The sequence below is a fragment of the Christensenella timonensis genome (assembly GCF_900087015.1).
GTDB lineage: Bacteria > Bacillota > Clostridia > Christensenellales > Christensenellaceae > Christensenella > Christensenella timonensis.
In genome coordinates, this window is sequence record NZ_FLKP01000002.1 from 2,249,611 (window position 1) to 2,266,743 (window position 17,133).

The following is a 17,133-nucleotide window of genomic DNA, read 5'->3' on the forward strand; positions in this document are numbered from 1 at the left end:
CTAATTTCCGCTCCTCATGGCCTCGAGCGGACTCATCTTCGTGGCTTTACGCGCGGGGTAGATGCCTGATATGATCCCAACCAATACCGCAATCCCGATTGCGCCGAGGGCCACCCACGCGGGAATCTCCACCTTCATCCCTTCGGAGAAATACATCCCGAGAAAGCTTGTCTGCTCCGTTCCCGTATTGATGGCAAGCACCACGATATAACTGACCGCAAGACCAATCAACCCGCCAAGCAGACCTATGATCGCCGATTCCGTCAAAAAAAGCTGTCGTATCTTCTTGATCTTCATACCCACGACCTTCATAATGCCAATATCCCGCCGCCGCTCGAGGATCGAAGCATACATTGTGTTGGCAATGCCGATGGCGGAAACAAATAAAGAGATCAGCCCGATGGCAAAGAGCTGGCCCTGCTGCCTGCTTTGCTCCTCCTGCATCTGCGAGATGTATTCCGTCTCGCTGTACGTCTCGTAACCAAGTTTTTTGATTTCGTCCATCACGGCTTGCACGTTGTCCATATCGTCCACCCGCACGATCACCTGCTGATAGGAATTGACCGGCACTCCCATATAGTCCGCAAGTTCCCTGTTGTCCATCAGCATCCGTTTGGCAATAGACAAATCCATGTAAATACTGCTGCTGTCCTGTGAGTGTGTCTTTTCCGTCAGCCCGGATACCGTCGCGCGGTACATACTGCCCGCCGGGACTTCCGCATCTCCCATGTCCCCCATATCGTAGCCGAACTGCATTTCCATTTCCGTCCCCAGCCAATCGATCTCCGGCTCATATTTGCTGTATTCCTCATAATCCGCGTAATTGGGCGGGTTCTGAGGATCGACAAACTGCTGCACCGCATCCCCGCCTATCACAAGAACGGTCATTGAACCCCCGGGTTGGAACATACTGCCTTCCTCAAATTCAAGGCTCAATACAGCAGGATCGATACCAATCACTTGGGTATTCGCCTCGTATATCCCCGTCCTGATTGTTACTGGAAATTGTATTGTCGGTGATGCCGCCGTGACGTGTTCCATTGCCGCGATGGACTGCACCGTGCTGTCCGTGATGCCCCCACGCCCGGATGTTGACGATGAAGAATAGTCGTTTATTTGGATCTGTGTCAGGCGAGCATTGTCTGTCAGCATATCCGAAAACTGCTTATAGTTGGAATAGCCGATGGACAGCATCAAAACAATGCAAGCCGTCCCCACGATCCCGCCAAGCACGGTGAGAAAGGTGCGCGATTTACGCCTGCTTAAATTGATAAATGCCAGTTTGAATAAATCAGGCGTCCTCATGATCTTTCGCTTTCTGCTTTTTGCGTTTCAAGGCGTACCGGATGCCGAAGATTGCGCCAATCACCGCGCCGAGGATGATAACGGATATCCACCACTGGCTTTGCGTCTCCGGCTTTTCTTCTTCTTCCTCCTGCGGGGCGTTGATGATAGGCGGGTTGATATTGGTATTGAATTCAATTTCCTGCGTAGATACCTCACCGAACTCATCCTCATAGGAAAGAGCTATTTTACCTGTTGTCGGGCCATACTTTGCGTCAGAATTGCCGCTTTCTCCCGTATCGAGCGTGCCGACAAATACATACAGGTCGCTTTTTTTCGATGCTCCACTCTCTAAATTACCAAGAAATGCGCTACCCTCCGGCACAAGGCCGGGCGCTTCCAATTCTGCGCGCACGTTGTATACAGTCCCTTTCCCCATGTTCATCACATTCATGGAAATAGACATCGTATCTCCCGCATTGACTTCTTTGGGTATTTCCGGATCATCGTACTCAATACGCATGGGTTGTTTGACCTGAATTACAATGGATTCATCCGAGGTAAAAGCAGTTGCCTTATCTCCCTCGTATTCGATATGCAGCATGATCTTCTGCGGCTTTGGCTCTGCTGTCTGTTGCACCATTAGTTTTGTATTGATTGTCACCGTATCTTTTGTTCCGATCTTTTTGTAATAAAAGGAATTGGTTTCACCCATCGGGATCACATCTGCCGTTTCTCCAGAGATCGTTACCTTGACATTACGCATGGGCTGACTGTCGTTAGTGTTTTGCATGGTAACAGACAGATCAAATTCCTGTCCGGCGAGAACCGGGGAGGGAGTTACGGAATAGCTTGCGATCATTGCCTTGGGCTGCGGCGCGGGTTCTTCTTCGCCGCCCCCGCCGCCTGTTCCGCCCGCATCGCCTCCTGCGGGATCATCCGTAACAGGAGTATCTTGCGTTCCGCCCGTGTCCTGTGGCGCGTTTGGATCAACACCGTCCGTCACTGTCACATACAATGTAAACGCCTGCGTAAACTGCGCCCCACCTTTTACCTGCCCCTGCACATTGATAGTAATTGGATACCGTCCGTTTGTGCGTCCCTGCGTAAGCGGCAGGGAAAGGTCAACGAGATATGCGGATACCTTATCCTTTCCATTGTTGACACTATGCTCGGCTAACTTGATCGTCTGATCGTAATTCTGGAATACAAACGGAGAAGATACCGCATCTCCTAAATTAACCGTCATATTAATACTGTTTCCCTGTAATTCCTGCGAGGAAATAAGGGGAAGAATGATTGATGCTGCTCCGTTTGAGATAGATGGCATATACCCACTGCTGTAGGGCTTATCCATACCCGGGTACAGATTACTGTTATCAATCACAAGAACCGTATTGTCCGTACTTTTTTCCTCTACCACTGACGCCTGGCTTTCACCTGCGGCAAATGCGACTCCCGTGACAGAAAATATGATGATGACCGCAAGTAATCCGCTCAATATCTTTTTCATTTCCTACTCCCTCACTTCCAAGTTGATTTCAATAAAATCGTATTGGCTACTGTAGCAATGACATATGCCACCATCGCACCGAGAGCGATTCCCAATATAATGAGATCCTTATTTGTTTTTTTCTTCAATTCCGACAATCTCCCCGTCCGCAATATGCACGATCCGGTCCGCATACCGCGCTTTCTCCATATCATGCGTGACCATAAGAAGCGTGGTCCCGTTCTCTTTCACAATATCCTGTAAGATTCCCATGATCTGCTCCGCAGTCTCACTGTCAAGGTTTCCCGTTGGTTCATCCGCGAATAATATTTCCGGCTTCGTGATGATTGCCCGCGCTATGGATACTCTTTGCTGCTGTCCCCCTGAAAGCTCATCAGGATCGTGTGCAAGATGCCCTGAAAGCCCAAGCCGTGAAAGAAGTTCCTCCGCCTCTTTGTTCCTTTTTTGTGGCAATATTCCTCGAAGCATTAATGGGAATGCAGCATTTTCAATCGTGGTCAGTGTGTCCATCAGGTTAAAGCTCTGGAAGATAAAGCCGATATGGTTAAGCCTGAATTCCACCAAATCATCCTCCTTCATCTTGTGGATCGGTTTCTCCTTGACGAATATTTTTCCCGCTGTAGGCTTTTCCAGCCCGGCGATCAGATTCAAAAGTGTGGATTTTCCACTCCCGGACGTACCAACCACCGCCACAAATTCGCCGGGATAAATATCCAGATCAATACCGTTCAGGGCTTTAAAGCGCACCTTTTTTGTTTTATATATTTTGACAAGGTTCCTTACCGAAATAATGGGTTCTGTCATATCACCGCACCGCCGTCAATATCCCTGCATCCATCTCACACACCGTATCGCACAATTCATCAATATCTGTTGCATTATGGCTTGCCAGCAGGATTGTTTTTCCCTTATTTCTTAATCCCTTAATCAGTTCGCGCATATCCTTCACACCCTGCTTGTCAAGGCCATTAAACGGCTCGTCCAAAATGAGCAGGGAAGGATCTTCCATAATTGCCTGCGCGATTCCCAGCCGCTGCCGCATCCCCAGCGAATACTTAGCGACGTGCTTTTTCAAATCTGGATCCAGCCCCACCTTTTTGATCGTTTCGCGGATTTCCCGATCCCCGATCTTGCGTTTCAGCGATGCCAAAAGCTGCAAGTTCTTCATTCCTGTGAGCGTAGGCAAAAAGCCCGGCGTCTCAATGATGATCCCCATATCCTCCGGGAAATCCATATCCTTCCCCACTTGCTCATAGTCCACTAATATTTTACCTTTCGATGGAAATAGAAAACCGCAAATACACTTAAAAAGCACCGTCTTGCCTGAACCGTTGTTGCCAATGATACCGTGGATTTTTTCCGTCTCAAAATCATGGTGCACATCCCGCAGCACCTCTTCGCCGTTAAAGTCCTTATATACATGCTGTACGCTGATCGAGATATCCTTCATACGTCGCTCCCCGTAAAGTTAAAGTTATATTTCTTCATTCCACGCAGCGCCGTAACAAACAACGCCGCAATCGCCGCAACAAAAATGAGATATGTCTGCCATAATCGTGGCAACAGGTCGTATCCAAAATTGTGCATATGGTACGTCGCCTGGTTTAAAGGCGACAGCCACCCCACCGCCACATTCGCCTTGTACATCAATTCTTGTGGCAAATGAAACATCTGTCCGAATATCTGCGGATTTAACAAAATACCCACAAGACTGAACAAAAACACGCCGATCACGCCCCAAAACTGTCCCTTGCGGATGTTGACTGCCAACATGATAGATGCCATCAGCAGCGTGTACAGCAACATCAGCAGGAAAATCGTGCCCATACATTCGTATGGCGTACTCATTTCAAGCGTCTTTACAAACGCGGGCAGCGCGATTGCCTGCCCCGCTCCCGAATACCCTAGCATCGCCGCCGTCTCGCTCCATTGGTTGCCGATAAACGACAGATGCGCGCACAGCGCAGAGGTCGCAACAAGGATAAAGGTGATGTAGAGAAGTGTTGCAAGACAAATGTATATGATCTGCCCACAAAGCCACGCCGCGCGCGTCGTGCGCATCAGGTAAAATGGCGTCCCCTCGCAGATAAACGGCATGTCTGCAAACAGAAGCACGAGCAGCAATGATGAAATGAGGATATTGTTCGCGTCCCCGAACGTCCACACGAACGCCTCCACAAGCTGCAATATCGTTCCCTGCTCCTGCGCGAACTGCACCGCCTTGTTAGATAGCAAAAAACACAGTATGAATGCCAACGAAAAGGTCACGATGATACGCGGATTCTTTTTCCATTGCCGGAAATTATATACTGCAACGGACCATGACTGCCCTATCTTACGCATCTCGTATCCTCCTTTGCATCAAAAAGCCGTAGCAAAGTCCGACAAGAATCACCAGTTCCCCCACAAGCAGTGCTGCTCCCCATATTCCTGCATTCCACAACTCGGACGGATTCAGCCACTCCTGCGGGTTCAGCACATACGCATCTGTGAAGTATCGCTGCGAAAGGATCACGAGGACATAATAAAAGATGAATGGAGAGGCGTATGCCATATACTTGCTCATCGTTAGCGTGGCGAACAGCCCTCCCACGAGCGACCAAAATGCCCCTGACAAAAAGAACAGAAACGCACGGCCCATGAGATCGGTAAATGTAAGCTGCGCGACTACGTCAATCAATTCGCCTGCCGTATCAGTCGCCACGACATTTTCAATTCCCTGTGGGATGAGTTCCAGCGGCGTAAACAGCAGAGCGAATACAAAGCAAACTACAAGTACGCCCAAAAAGAGCACCAGCCCACCTGAAAGCAAAGTTGTCACCACCCGCGAAACAAGATATAGCCGCTTGCCTGCGCGCGGAAGATATTCGCGCAGATAGCGGCTCTTTTGATCGTCCACAAAAGCGGTAGTAAAAGGCAAAGCAGCGAGGATCGGTAACACCAACAGCATCATATCTGTTTGAAGTGACGATATTGAAAGTTGGATAGAATATCCATCTGCAAGACCATCTACCATTTGTCCTTGAAATATCGGCAAAATTTGGTCGAAAACCCCCAAAAATGCTGCGACTGCAATACCAATAATCCCCACTATAAAGCCCCAAGATGTTAAGGAACGTTTTAAATCTGTCTTGAAAGTATCCACATTAGCATATCCTATTCCTTTTTAATATAAGCAATAATATACTTAATATCCTACATTTCGATCAATCCGGCTTCCGTTAATAGCATTGAGTGTAACGGGCCCCCATACTTCAGTGAATCCGCTGTTAAGACGAATAGGGGTTCCATCATCGTCATAAGCTTTTTGTTCACCAAAGGTTTCAACTCCTTCACCCGGCAATGCGGCAGCGGTAATTTTTGAGAAAATATTCCAAACTGGGGAATAATAATACGCTCCGCTATTAGGTTGCTTGATTCGCATGAGACCTAATTCGATTCGTGTGACATCCACTGTAAAATCATCATACATCTCATTTTGTGTCATATAGTCAGTGTTAATTGCATCTAATGCAAGTTTTTCAATTTCATTAAAAGGCACTAGATTGGCCGATTCATTTTCAATAGAATTTATTGTCATTGGACTTTCCCATTTAAAAGAAACAATCCCATTATCATTAACCACAACCATTATTTTCTCATATTTGACAGGAGCAGCATTTGTATCTTCCATATCTTCTCCTATTTCGTTGGATGCGTAAGCCGTGGGAACACCGTTTATACTACGCATAAAAACACAAGCCCATCCCCAATTATCGGTTGAATACTTTGCTTGTCTTGCAGCACAACCAACATAACATAATTCGTAGTCCTGTGTAATTTTTGAAACCAATTCAGATGCCTGCTTTGCGGCATCTTCTTTAGTCGTATTAATGTTATATGGTTCACCTGATGTTGGGGTAAAAGCCCAATCTCCATCATTGATACTCATATAGGTAAGGTATCCAAGCCACCCATTTGCGACCTCGAATATATATCTTTTTCCATCCTTGTTTGTGCTAACAGAAAAGCCTTCGCATTCTCCACCTTCAGAACCGGGAACTACAAAACCATTCTGGAGAATTGGTTCTGCCTCTTTTAAGTTGCTTTCGCTTGGCGCAGATATATATTCGCTCTCAAGCTCATTTATTCTACTATTTAGTTGGTCACGATAAGAGGAGTTTTCAGGAGAATTATCGAGTGTGCTCAATTCCTTTTTTATCGACAGAATATGTGCCTCAATATTTTCTTTTGTTTCGGTACTATATTCATTATACTTGGCATTTTCACCAAAAAATATATTCTTAACAACATCAATATCATCTTGCGTAAAATTTCTCAAATCAGCAGATACAACAGGAATCTCTGTAGTTTCCGGTAAAACAACTTCGGCATTGATGTTAAGAGTCATATGCGAATTATTTGATGTACTTGGTTTATCTAATACCCAACGATCAGGTGCGCCAAGTATTTGAAATAATTGACTATCTGATCCTGTATCTTCATGGGTTGCATTTGAAGAATTATCATTTGTATTCTGCAACTTTCCAACAACTGCTGCTTGCTCTGGTGTAGCCTGACAAGCAGTTGCTAAAAAAACGATACATAGAATGAATATCCCAAAAATCGTATGGCGTTTTGTTTTTAAAGTAATTTTCATGTGGTCATCTCGCTTTCATATACTTGTTTCGGGTTTCTTAAACGCGCAAATTTATTATATACTAGCTAAATATTGGTTAGTTACCCTTGGTTCAACATAGCTTCCATCAATAGCATTTAAAACAATAGAAGATTGTGATTTATATTCTGAATTTGGATAGCCATAATCAAAATAAACTGTCCATGTAGGAATATATTCGCCATCGTCATCCTGTTTATCAGGTGAAAGCAAATCAATCCCTAATTCAAATTTCGTAATATTGATTTCGAGTGCTTCGTCGTCAGGGCTACTTGCTGCAAATATTTTTTGTAAAGAATCTATAGCCCGATCCTTTATTGTATCAACACCCTCAATTTTTTCGGGGTTTTTTTCTTCATCATTTATTTTGCACGCACCCTCATACCATAGCAAACATAAGCCGTTTTCGTTTATGGCAATCTTTAGAAATTCAGGTTCCCAAGGTGCTCCATAATTTGGAGGAACGTCAGGATTCAAATAATATGAACCAGGATAATATATTTTCTGCAATCCATCTATACTCCTAGTAAATGTGAACATCCACCCGAACGAATCAATCTCCCCTCCCAAGACGATAGTGCAAGGTTCTTCGGTAAAGAGAGATAAATCATTTGCTCCAATATCATTTGCATATTCAGAAGCCTGTTCATATGCTGACTCTTTTGAAATTAAAGGTGATTTAGGAGTATAAGCCGAAATTTCTTCATTGATTGAACTTTGAGGATACACTTCTGCATTCATATTTTTTTTATATGCAAAGTTATTATGATTACGCGCAAACGTACATTGTGCTATTGAACCATCGTCTTGTCTTATATAAGCATCGTGATAAACATTCGGCTCAAGTTTTGATATGATTAGGCGTGAATCCGAACTATCATTTGCCGACTTACCTATTGTTGCCCAATCAGAATACATTTCCGTGCTATTAGTAAATTTTTCTACATAAGAAAGAATCTGTTCATCTGTAAAGATTGTTTTTTCTACCTTTGTAATAGAATATGTTTCTATATCAGAGGCTATCATATCTGCGGTTACAGTGATTTTATTTGTTGGGACGATATCTGGATTGCTACAAGCTGCAACAACAAGCGTAAAACTTACAATCAAAATTACAATTATAAAAATATATTTGTTTTTTTTACCCATAATCGCTCATCCTTATCAAATATAGAAAGCAAGTAAAAAAATTCTTAATTATTTTCTATTTAATTTGTTGTTAGCGGCTTTTCAGCCGCTAACAACAAATCGGTCTAATAGATTAGCAATATGTTACTCCGCTACTGAAAATAAGATAATCACTCGAACTGGAACTAGCAATACTCATTTTGATATTTACACCAGACGGATAAGATGTAAAATCAGCCAGCCAATTTCCGGTGCGTACTATTTCTGGAGAAAGTACAGTGCAAGCCGTGCCAGAACTTGTGCTATATCCACGCATTCTCCAATTACTTTGGCTCCGCTTTACCCATGAATCAACACGCGCTTCAATATTGACAGATCTATCCCTTGTTGCCCACATAACCGACTGAGAGGGACCGCCATATATCTTTCGATTTGAATGAGTTTGCGAACTTGCTAATGCTGTCGAAGCTACAGCAAGAACCATAACAACTACCAGTACCATTACGATTATTCTCGTTGATTTTTTCATTTTGATCTCCTTCCTTGATTCACAAACATACGAAATGTTTATGAATAAACAGAGTAAAATGTTGAAATCCATTGGATTCCTGAGTATACTTGGTCGTATAGTCCTTACGAAGCTGGCTATCGCTTACGCGATAGGGTTGCCAACCATCAGTTTTGTAAGGACTTTTTATTACCCATTGGACTCCCTCCCTTCTGTTTCGTCACTTGTCTTACAAGTGGTTTGTATTTGGAAATATATGCAACTTGTTTGCGAATATTAAAAAAACAATAATTTTCCCTTTAAAATATTAGATACATCAAGAGCCAAAAACCTTGCAATTTTTATTAAAAAAGATCAGCAAATTTTTTGCTGATCTTTTTGGGGGATATGTGATTGTGCTAAACCGTTATACTAGTCGTAGTCCGAGTTATCTGATTAAAAATCGAACTCCCATTGTATGATCTATGGTAAGCAACAAGGCGGTATGTTCCTGAACCTACCGAGAATGAAAGGCGAGCATTATAACCTGCGCAGTTCTTACCATAATCTGATCCAGTCTTATATGTTGTCCAACTGCTCCCATTCCACTTTTGAAGCACCATGTAGGCTCCCAGTTTATCACATAGCGCATTCGCATCAGTATCGGCTTTACAAAGCAAATACCCATTGCCTCTGGAGATTGCTGCATAAGCATATGTAATTGAGCCTGCTGAATAGGGTGTCGGTCCGGTAAATATTTCGCTTTCCGCATAATTGGGATTTGGTGATGGATTGATGCCACTATCATCCGCTGCAAATGCTATACCACATACTGAGAGAACTAATAAAATACAGATAATTAAAGATACTACTTTTCGCATAATATATGCCTCCTTATTATTTTGGTTTCATAATATAGGAGGCATATACGTTCAATTTCCTTGCACTTTTTTATTGAATTCCATCAACGATCTTTAATATTTCTTCACGACTAATATTTGTGGATAACCTTATTTCATACATTTTCATAAAAACAACTGCTGTATACGGAGGGCTTTGTGATAATGCAATTATTTTATCCTCTTTATCAATTCGCTCAAAATCGTTAAAAGAGAATTGCTCTGACCGCGCTTCATCACCATTATATGTTTCAATCATAACCGATATATACTCATCTTCTTTTGTCAACGTATAATTGACAACATAGGTGTCTCCAAAATCTTTATATGAAACATCGCCCATTTCACACCCAACAGGCAAATATGAAAAAGCGGGGAATACAATTCCTTCTTTTTCGGCTAACTGATCCAATTCTAGAAATTCATAATTATCCTTTGGTGTAAAGAACGAGTTTACTTTTTCGCTGATATCATATCTAAAGGCTTTTATTTCAGGTATATCGGACATTATGAAGGATACAACAAATATAACGCAAACCAAAGCTGCTACAAAACCAATTTTTGATAGGATGCCATTTCGCTTTTTCTTTTTTTTCGGTCCGCTTTCCTTCAAAAAATTCTGCTTTATTTGTTCAAATTCATCTTTATGTGCCTCCACATCTTCTTGATACATCTCTTCAAAACTGTCCTCAAGCATTTTCTTTGTTGCTTTTCTTTCGTCTGTGGGTTCCATAATCGCCCTCCTTCCTCCTTAATTTTCCCTTTATCCGCGAATGCAGAGAATAAAGGGTGCCAGGTTTTGTACTTAATATTCCTGCTATTTCTTCAATGTTTTTTTCTAATTCATAGTAATAATATACAAATACCCTTTCTCTATATGATAATTGCCCAATCTTTTCCCTTGCATCTTTTTTATTTTGATTTCTTAAAATTATTTCCTCAACGTTGCTTTCTTCGTCCCTGAAAACAGTTTGATTTGGATTCGCTTCATATACTTCCTCCAATGAAATTTCGGTATATTTATTTTTTTGAAACTTTTTTCGGATCAAATTCATTGCAATCGCGGCAACCCAAGATTTAAACTTTTTCTCATCGCGTAATTGGTTAAAGGATTTAAAAGCATTATGAAGACACTCCTGATAGATATCTTTCGTATCTTCAGTATTACGAACGTGGGAATATATAAATCGTTTCAGATATTCTTCATGTTCCTCAAAGAGTTCCATAAATTTTTTGGCTTTGTTTGTATCTTTCATATTTACAAACTCCCCTCATAACTATGATAAGCCAATCTTATTTAGTCTGCAATGTTTATGTTTCAGATACTAAAAAAAACAAGATGTGATTTTCTTTTTACCCATAAATCAAATTAGGCATTTTCATAAATTCACCGGGGCTGTCAACTGGAATTTTAGTGTCCTTTATCAGCAGGGCTGGTAAAACCGCGCGTTTGCCAAACCGCTTTTTGATCGTCTCCAACGATCACCAAGCCATCGCAACTTGATGCGCTTCCCAAAGTGCCTGTTCTGTTTCACATCAGCCTTTTTTACTAAGTCGTTTTTGGCATAGATAATACCGTGACGTTCAGAAGTCGAACCGCCGACAGCCATTGGAACTTTTCGTAATCGTATCGAGGTGCAAAACAAATTATGTTCGTTTTATTTAATATTCCTATTGATATTGTAGCTACATCGTGGTAACATATAATTGTAAGACAAATCAAACGGAGGATTGAAAAATGAAGTACAGAGTAGAATATTTGGTAGATAACAGGGAACAGGCAAAAGGGTACCAACCGCATAATGATATTAGCGAAGTAATGGACGATGACATTGAGGCCGAATCGGAACAGGAAGCGATCATTTTCGCAATGGATCATATTGTTGAATGGATTAGTCCGGATTCCTTCACAGCTGAAATTGATGATAATAATTTGAGAATTAACGTCTACGATGAAGCCGGAGAATTGTACGAACAATATTATAGGTTCATCGCAAAAAAGGTGAAATAAGGTATTTATGAAGGAAACAACCAAAACAGCAGTGATCCGGCTGCGGGTCACGCCAGAATTTAAGTTGGCAGTTGAAAAGGCTGCTGCCGAGGAAAATCGCACGTTATCAAATTGGATTGAAACCGTTCTCCGGGAGAAAATAAAACAAGAGGAAGTGTAATTATAGAAGGTGTACGGTGAGGTCAGGAGTTCTTTTGCCGCCATCGTCTGACCATGAACCCGGAGCGCGCGGAATCCATAGTAAAAAGAAAACTCCTTTTATCTTGGCCTGATTTTCTCTTATCCATAAATCATATTTGGCATTTTCATCAATTCACCGGGGCTGTCAACCGGAATTTTAGTGTCCTTTATCAGCAGGGCCGGTAAAACCGCGCGTTTGCCAAACCGCTTTTTGATTGATTCTATCGTCTTTTCAAGTATTTCGTTTTTGGCACGCTTTTGCTGGTCATGAAGCAAGGAAAGCTGCTCCGGCTGCGCGGAAGGAACCAAACTAATTGCACGAACCGTCAGAGAACGTATAGGGCTGCTCCACCGATACCGTTTGCAAAAAAGGATAAACGCCTGTTCTGCTATATCGTGCCATGCCTGGGTGACGTATGGAATTTGACCTTGAAACGTCCATGAGTGCAAGTTAATATCCCGTACACTGATCTCAACGCCGCAGGCCGCAAGTCCGTGTTTTCGTAAAGAGTGTGAAATGTTCAGCGAACGGTCAAAAATTACCTTTTTGGCTTCTTCCTGATTGAGCAGATCAGACGTACAAGTGATTCCACTGCTTACGGATTTAACGGGAGGCACATACCCATAAGGAGAAATCGGCTTTTCATCAAGGCCACAAGCCGAATCCCATAATTCACCGCCCACTTTTCCAAACCATGACACAAGGTGTTCCCGCCCGTACTTCGCGATATCCCCTATCTTGTAAAGCCCCTTCCGGTTGAAAGATTTCTTGCGGCGCCTGCCGATACCAAAGAGATCCTCGATGGGGCAAGGCCATACGATATCCCTGAAATTTTCGCGCGTGATTTCCGTGATCGCGGCAGGCTTTTTGTAGTCGCTGCCAAACTTAGCGAATATTTTATTGAAGCTGACGCCGATGCTGACGGTCATCCCTATTTCCCGTTTTACCGTATCCATGATTTGTTGTGCAATATTGACGCCGCTCCCAAAGAGTTTCGTACTTCCGGTGCAATCGATCCAACACTCGTCAATTCCGTATGGCTCAATAATGCAGGAAAACCGATTATAGATTTCCCGCACACGTTCTGAAATAGCAATATATTCTTCCATATGCGGAGGGACGATCACAAGGCCATCACATTTCTGTCGAGCTTGCCATAGTGCTTCTCCAGTCGATACACCGGCCTTTTTTGCCAAGTCGTTTTTGGCATAGATAATACCGTGACGTTCCGAAGTCGAACCGCCGACAGCCATTGGGACATTTCGCAATTCAGGATTTTTCAGGCACTCCACGCTTGCATAAAAACTATTGATATCGCTGTGCAAAATAATTCTGTCCATTACTTCTCTCCAGATATTCTTGGTTTGAGGGTGTATTGGACATTATATATTCCGCAGCTGCTACATAGCGTTAAAAATGACGAATTTTAATATTAAATTATGGAGAACATGAAAAGGCCATTCCGAAGAATGGCCTTGCTATCTATCAGTCGGTTTTGATTTGCCGTTATTTTACAGCCTTGAATGAGTGATCCTCACGATAAGACTTTTCAAGGTTATCCACCCGCATTTCCAAATCTGGGATCACTTCTACGGCTTTTTGCATATCCTCCAGCTTTTTGATCTGGAGCGTTTGGTTCTCCGCTATTGTTTGAATGGCAGGCTTAATCACATTCTCGTTATCCAGCTTCAGGGCAAGAACGTCATTTTCTAATGAAGCCAGTCTTTCATCTGCTTTACTAAGGCTTTCATCTACTTTATCAAAACGTTTATCAATACTATCAAACCTTTGGTTCATGCCAACTAAAACATCCATAATATCCTGCATATTCGGTTCGCTCATATCTGTTTCCCCTTCTTACTTTTTATCTACATTTTTGGATTGATGGTAATCGGCATAAGATGACAACAATACTTTTACCGTCGCTTTATCCAAAGAATCAAGGAGATCATATAACTTATTTATGACATCGGCATCATACTTGTCGTTTAACAACTTCACGAGTGACGATGTTGATTTATCTCCGCTATAATCTTCCTTAAAAAATTCTGACAACGTGATTCCAAAATAGTTGCAGAGATCGTACACAATAAGGATTGAGGGAGTATGTTTCTTGGTAAGGAGACGGGTAAGCTGATTTTCGCCATGTCCAATTAAACCGCTCACTGTTTTCTGCGTTGGCGATCCTTTCGCTTTCAGAAGTTCCTTTACCCTATTGGAAATAAACTCTCTTAATTTTTCCTCGCTGTTACTCATATAAATAGTGTAATCTTTATAATCCCCAAGCGATTGACGTGTTTGTTTATTAATTGTATTGTTTTATAATCAAATTTGATGATATAATGAAATTGCGCTCCATTGGGCGCCTGAGTAAACTGGGGTGCGGACGGTGCCGGTCAGCGTAATGAGTTACCCACCTCTTGCTGATCTGCGCCGGTTCGTACCGGTAAACAGGGTTGTCAGATAGAAGGACGAATTACTCTTTTAGAAATATACGGAGCTTGAATACTTTGTAGCCAGGCTCGAATTGGAAACGACCGCATAGATCCGGTACGAGTAACCCCTTGGCGGCGAAACGTATTTTGCGATCAGGCAATCCCCTGTCCCCTGGGCCGTATAAGAAGAATAATTCTGCCACGATCCGTTGCGGTATCGTTGCAGGTAAACGGTTAGGTAGATTCGCTCGTCAGTATTATTACAGATCACCGACGTATAAAGTTTAAGCTGCGAACCGCTTTTACTCAGGGAAACGGATATGTTTGTCAGCAATCGCGGTTGGATCTCCGGCCCTGCCGACGGCGCTTCATTTCCAGCCTGCGCAGCATAGGCAGGTATCGAGCAAACAATGAGCATCAAAGCGATTAGGAACGATATTACTCTTTTTTTCATAACATACTCCTTTATAATAGTGTTTTTTTTGACAGCCCTATATATAAAGACGTATGAAAGGATGGAAATGGGGACACGTATAACCAGGAAATTTGTATGGATTGGGAGCTTTGGCAAAAATATGAGCAATATATCAAACGGTTCATACTTACGATTTCGGATTCCGACGATGACGCAGAGGATATCTTGCAGGAGACGATGCAAAAGGCATGGCGTAGTTACGAAACCCTTGATAATATCGCCGCCTTTGGAAAATGGCTGAAACGGATCGCGCGGAATTGCGCCGCAGACTATTACCGCAGGCCGGATAACGCGGCCTTTCAGTATTACATAAATACGGAGCAGCTTGGAAATGTGACCGGCGACCTCGTTGACGGGAATCTCGAGGATAAAATGATTATCAGGGACATTCTTCGTGAATATATTGCGGAATTGCCGAATGAACGTGGAAAGGCGTTATATCTCAATATCATTGGCGGGTATGGGGCAACGAAAATATCGAGGGCATTAGGACTGAAATATGAAACTGTCAAAAAGTGGCTGTACCGCGATAAGCGGAAGATAAGCGAATTGTTAAGGGTGCATTTGGATGAAACCGGCCGATAAAAAGAGATTAGAACAAAATATCACACCTGACCTCTTTCCAGAAGAAATACGACAGGAAATGGATTCCCTGCTCGAGCAGGAAGCAAGGCAAAAAAAGCGTTTCCGTAATAAATGGCTGGTGGGCGCTGCCTGCTGCGCTGTATCCGCGGCGATGCTCTTTTCAGTTTTTATAACTCCAAGAGTCAACGCTGAAGAACAGGTTATGCAGCGTGTGGCTGAAATGCAGGAAGTCATCCAGAGCGGGGACCTGCCCTGCTATATTATTTCCTCCCCCGATGTACGTTTTGAAGGACGCGAAAGCGTTGCTGATTTCGGCTATGACAAATCCATTTACGATTACAATGGCGAAAGTATTTTCCTTTTTGAACAGGACGATATCCCCACCGGGTATATGGAAAGTGACAGCAAGCCTCGAGCGGAGGGGATCGCGCAAACAATGGATCGGAAGAACGTTGAATACTTTATCGATCAGGACGGATCAACAGGAATCTTCAAATCGGAATACGGCGGCCAGGCTAAAGTGTTTACGATAACGGGACCGCCCATGAATGAGGATATTTTTATCGGGATAGTCAACAGTATTACTTTTATCGGGACGAAATAAGGGAGAAAATGATGGAAGAAACACAATCATGCGGATTTCTAGATGTACGGTCTGATTCGTTCAGGGAACTTGGCGGTGAAACGGATGATTTCCCCTATTACAGCAAACGCATACGCGCCGCGCTTCGCTGCGATATAGAATACCTGTATCAAAAGAATGTCGGCAGCTTCTGCGTTTCTGAGAACAATGATTCGGATATCACGTTTATGTCTTTGGTAGCGGATATACGCGATGATATGAAAAATGATGATATCGGCTCCCTTGTGTATTGTTCGCTCGATCAGGACGATTTCAAAACTTTCATGGGGAAACTGGCCCCATATTCAGGTCTCTTTATGTCTATGAATTCAGACGCTCCGCAAAAGGCTATGCTGCAAAACATAGACTATCTTATTTATATCGATGGGAATAATCGGCGAAGAATGGTCCCTTACGAATATAGAAAGCTGCTGAAAGGCAATTCTGTTATTCATTATTTTGACGGTCTCCTTCTAAATTTTAAGATTGATTATTCCGCACAATGGGGTTGCTTATCTGATTTACCTTTCATAATAAAAACGAAAGATTTATCGCTTATGAAGATATATTTAGAATCTGAAATAGAATGCCGAAAGGATCGGATCCATTCCGCAAAGATCAATACGATTCTTAAAGCGAAGCCAGATGAATTCCCTGAAAAATTTATTGAAGATCAAAAACATAGAATTGACAAACTCTCCCAAGAAGCAGAAGCAGTTCATTTTATGTTGAGTAATAATAAAAACAGCCGCCTTAAACGTCTTTACTGGAAGTGGCAAAGAAAATCCATTCAAGGTATAAATGACTCATCTGATCTTAGAACTGCCTTCTTTGACGCCTTTTTTGAAAAGTGAAT

21 protein-coding genes are annotated in these 17,133 nt (G+C 42.7%); 5 read left to right on the forward strand and 16 right to left on the reverse strand.

Translation table 11 applies throughout. The features are described from left to right. The 12 genes from BN6471_RS12085 to BN6471_RS12135 all read right to left on the reverse strand — a co-directional run bounded on the left by BN6471_RS12085 (position 1) and on the right by BN6471_RS12135 (position 11,224). On the reverse strand, positions 1-1,305 hold the full coding sequence (locus BN6471_RS12085; RefSeq protein ID WP_066649484.1) for an ABC transporter permease: 1,305 nt from the start codon (positions 1,303-1,305) through the stop codon (positions 1-3). Beyond that, positions 1,292-2,797: a COG1361 S-layer family protein gene (locus BN6471_RS12090; RefSeq protein ID WP_066649489.1), complete on the reverse strand. Its 1,506-nt coding sequence runs from the start codon at positions 2,795-2,797 to the stop codon at positions 1,292-1,294. Before BN6471_RS12090 ends, BN6471_RS12085 begins: the two co-directional genes overlap by 14 nt. 108 nt (positions 2,798-2,905) lie before the next feature. After that, complete coding sequence (locus BN6471_RS12095) at positions 2,906-3,601, reverse strand: ABC transporter ATP-binding protein (RefSeq protein WP_066649492.1); 696 nt, start codon at positions 3,599-3,601, stop codon at positions 2,906-2,908. Position 3,602: 1 nt separating this feature from the next. Beyond that, positions 3,603-4,247 (reverse strand): ATP-binding cassette domain-containing protein, encoded by a 645-nt coding sequence (locus BN6471_RS12100; protein ID WP_066649495.1) that lies wholly within the window; start codon positions 4,245-4,247, stop codon positions 3,603-3,605. Then, positions 4,244-5,140 (reverse strand): hypothetical protein, encoded by an 897-nt coding sequence (locus BN6471_RS12105; RefSeq protein ID WP_066649498.1) that lies wholly within the window; start codon positions 5,138-5,140, stop codon positions 4,244-4,246. Before BN6471_RS12105 ends, BN6471_RS12100 begins: the two co-directional genes overlap by 4 nt. Continuing rightward, complete coding sequence (locus BN6471_RS12110; RefSeq protein ID WP_066649501.1) at positions 5,133-5,942, reverse strand: hypothetical protein; 810 nt, start codon at positions 5,940-5,942, stop codon at positions 5,133-5,135. Before BN6471_RS12110 ends, BN6471_RS12105 begins: the two co-directional genes overlap by 8 nt. A 42-nt stretch (positions 5,943-5,984) precedes the next feature. Beyond that, positions 5,985-7,436 (reverse strand): DUF6034 family protein, encoded by a 1,452-nt coding sequence (locus BN6471_RS12115; RefSeq protein WP_066649504.1) that lies wholly within the window; start codon positions 7,434-7,436, stop codon positions 5,985-5,987. 54 nt (positions 7,437-7,490) lie between these two features. Beyond that, positions 7,491-8,603, reverse strand: coding sequence for a DUF6034 family protein (locus tag BN6471_RS12120; protein WP_066649507.1), 1,113 nt, complete (start codon positions 8,601-8,603; stop codon positions 7,491-7,493). A 112-nt stretch (positions 8,604-8,715) separates the two neighbouring features. Then, on the reverse strand, positions 8,716-9,111 hold the full coding sequence (locus BN6471_RS12970; RefSeq protein ID WP_147554032.1) for a hypothetical protein: 396 nt from the start codon (positions 9,109-9,111) through the stop codon (positions 8,716-8,718). A 377-nt stretch (positions 9,112-9,488) separates the two neighbouring features. Continuing rightward, positions 9,489-9,950: a hypothetical protein gene (locus BN6471_RS12975; RefSeq protein ID WP_147554033.1), complete on the reverse strand. Its 462-nt coding sequence runs from the start codon at positions 9,948-9,950 to the stop codon at positions 9,489-9,491. 70 nt (positions 9,951-10,020) lie between these two features. Beyond that, a complete protein-coding gene (locus BN6471_RS12130) occupies positions 10,021-10,701 on the reverse strand; it encodes a DUF4367 domain-containing protein (protein WP_066649513.1) in 681 nt (226 codons plus the stop codon). Continuing rightward, positions 10,658-11,224, reverse strand: coding sequence for an RNA polymerase sigma factor (locus BN6471_RS12135; RefSeq protein WP_066649516.1), 567 nt, complete (start codon positions 11,222-11,224; stop codon positions 10,658-10,660). The genes BN6471_RS12130 and BN6471_RS12135 overlap by 44 nt, the downstream gene beginning before the upstream one ends. 482 nt (positions 11,225-11,706) lie before the next feature. Here BN6471_RS12135 and BN6471_RS12140 point away from each other — a divergent pair, with 482 nt between their 5' ends. Both BN6471_RS12140 and BN6471_RS12980 read left to right on the forward strand, forming a co-directional pair. Further along, complete coding sequence (locus BN6471_RS12140) at positions 11,707-11,979, forward strand: hypothetical protein (protein WP_066649518.1); 273 nt, start codon at positions 11,707-11,709, stop codon at positions 11,977-11,979. A 7-nt stretch (positions 11,980-11,986) separates the two neighbouring features. Further along, positions 11,987-12,139, forward strand: coding sequence for a hypothetical protein (locus tag BN6471_RS12980; protein WP_156511795.1), 153 nt, complete (start codon positions 11,987-11,989; stop codon positions 12,137-12,139). A gap of 119 nt (positions 12,140-12,258) precedes the next feature. Here BN6471_RS12980 and BN6471_RS12145 read toward each other — a convergent pair whose 3' ends face one another. From BN6471_RS12145 to BN6471_RS12160, 4 genes are all read right to left on the reverse strand, one after another. After that, complete coding sequence (locus BN6471_RS12145) at positions 12,259-13,500, reverse strand: DNA polymerase Y family protein (protein WP_066649521.1); 1,242 nt, start codon at positions 13,498-13,500, stop codon at positions 12,259-12,261. Between the two features lie 166 nt (positions 13,501-13,666). Further along, on the reverse strand, positions 13,667-14,002 hold the full coding sequence (locus BN6471_RS12150; RefSeq protein WP_066649524.1) for a hypothetical protein: 336 nt from the start codon (positions 14,000-14,002) through the stop codon (positions 13,667-13,669). Positions 14,003-14,017: 15 nt separating this feature from the next. Continuing rightward, positions 14,018-14,416, reverse strand: coding sequence for a helix-turn-helix domain-containing protein (locus tag BN6471_RS12155; RefSeq protein WP_066649527.1), 399 nt, complete (start codon positions 14,414-14,416; stop codon positions 14,018-14,020). A 228-nt stretch (positions 14,417-14,644) separates the two neighbouring features. Further along, positions 14,645-15,049, reverse strand: a complete 405-nt coding sequence (locus tag BN6471_RS12160) for a hypothetical protein (RefSeq protein WP_066649530.1) — start codon at positions 15,047-15,049, stop codon at positions 14,645-14,647. 96 nt (positions 15,050-15,145) lie between these two features. Between BN6471_RS12160 and BN6471_RS12165 the strand changes: the two genes are divergently transcribed. The 3 genes from BN6471_RS12165 to BN6471_RS12175 are packed head-to-tail and all read left to right on the forward strand — an operon-like array spanning position 15,146 to position 17,131. After that, positions 15,146-15,655, forward strand: a complete 510-nt coding sequence (locus BN6471_RS12165) for an RNA polymerase sigma factor (RefSeq protein WP_066649532.1) — start codon at positions 15,146-15,148, stop codon at positions 15,653-15,655. Continuing rightward, a complete protein-coding gene (locus BN6471_RS12170) occupies positions 15,639-16,259 on the forward strand; it encodes a hypothetical protein (RefSeq protein WP_066649541.1) in 621 nt (206 codons plus the stop codon). The genes BN6471_RS12165 and BN6471_RS12170 overlap by 17 nt, the downstream gene beginning before the upstream one ends. A gap of 11 nt (positions 16,260-16,270) precedes the next feature. After that, positions 16,271-17,131, forward strand: a complete 861-nt coding sequence (locus tag BN6471_RS12175) for a hypothetical protein (protein ID WP_066649544.1) — start codon at positions 16,271-16,273, stop codon at positions 17,129-17,131. Positions 17,132-17,133 lie beyond the last annotated feature (2 nt).

Coding starts and splice junctions, on each gene's coding strand:
- BN6471_RS12095 (WP_066649492.1), bottom strand. CDS start 3,601: ATGACAGAACCCATTATTTCGGTAAGGAACCTTGTCAAAATATATAAA.
- BN6471_RS12135 (WP_066649516.1), bottom strand. CDS start 11,224: ATGAAAGATACAAACAAAGCCAAAAAATTTATGGAACTCTTTGAGGAA.
- BN6471_RS12145 (WP_066649521.1), bottom strand. CDS start 13,500: ATGGACAGAATTATTTTGCACAGCGATATCAATAGTTTTTATGCAAGC.
- BN6471_RS12140 (WP_066649518.1), top strand. CDS start 11,707: ATGAAGTACAGAGTAGAATATTTGGTAGATAACAGGGAACAGGCAAAA.
- BN6471_RS12970 (WP_147554032.1), bottom strand. CDS start 9,111: ATGAAAAAATCAACGAGAATAATCGTAATGGTACTGGTAGTTGTTATG.
- BN6471_RS12100 (WP_066649495.1), bottom strand. CDS start 4,247: ATGAAGGATATCTCGATCAGCGTACAGCATGTATATAAGGACTTTAAC.
- BN6471_RS12170 (WP_066649541.1), top strand. CDS start 15,639: ATGAAACCGGCCGATAAAAAGAGATTAGAACAAAATATCACACCTGAC.
- BN6471_RS12120 (WP_066649507.1), bottom strand. CDS start 8,603: ATGGGTAAAAAAAACAAATATATTTTTATAATTGTAATTTTGATTGTA.
- BN6471_RS12155 (WP_066649527.1), bottom strand. CDS start 14,416: ATGAGTAACAGCGAGGAAAAATTAAGAGAGTTTATTTCCAATAGGGTA.
- BN6471_RS12980 (WP_156511795.1), top strand. CDS start 11,987: ATGAAGGAAACAACCAAAACAGCAGTGATCCGGCTGCGGGTCACGCCA.
- BN6471_RS12105 (WP_066649498.1), bottom strand. CDS start 5,140: ATGCGTAAGATAGGGCAGTCATGGTCCGTTGCAGTATATAATTTCCGG.
- BN6471_RS12175 (WP_066649544.1), top strand. CDS start 16,271: ATGGAAGAAACACAATCATGCGGATTTCTAGATGTACGGTCTGATTCG.
- BN6471_RS12115 (WP_066649504.1), bottom strand. CDS start 7,436: ATGAAAATTACTTTAAAAACAAAACGCCATACGATTTTTGGGATATTC.
- BN6471_RS12090 (WP_066649489.1), bottom strand. CDS start 2,797: ATGAAAAAGATATTGAGCGGATTACTTGCGGTCATCATCATATTTTCT.
- BN6471_RS12975 (WP_147554033.1), bottom strand. CDS start 9,950: ATGCGAAAAGTAGTATCTTTAATTATCTGTATTTTATTAGTTCTCTCA.
- BN6471_RS12160 (WP_066649530.1), bottom strand. CDS start 15,049: ATGAAAAAAAGAGTAATATCGTTCCTAATCGCTTTGATGCTCATTGTT.
- BN6471_RS12165 (WP_066649532.1), top strand. CDS start 15,146: ATGGATTGGGAGCTTTGGCAAAAATATGAGCAATATATCAAACGGTTC.
- BN6471_RS12150 (WP_066649524.1), bottom strand. CDS start 14,002: ATGAGCGAACCGAATATGCAGGATATTATGGATGTTTTAGTTGGCATG.
- BN6471_RS12130 (WP_066649513.1), bottom strand. CDS start 10,701: ATGGAACCCACAGACGAAAGAAAAGCAACAAAGAAAATGCTTGAGGAC.
- BN6471_RS12085 (WP_066649484.1), bottom strand. CDS start 1,305: ATGAGGACGCCTGATTTATTCAAACTGGCATTTATCAATTTAAGCAGG.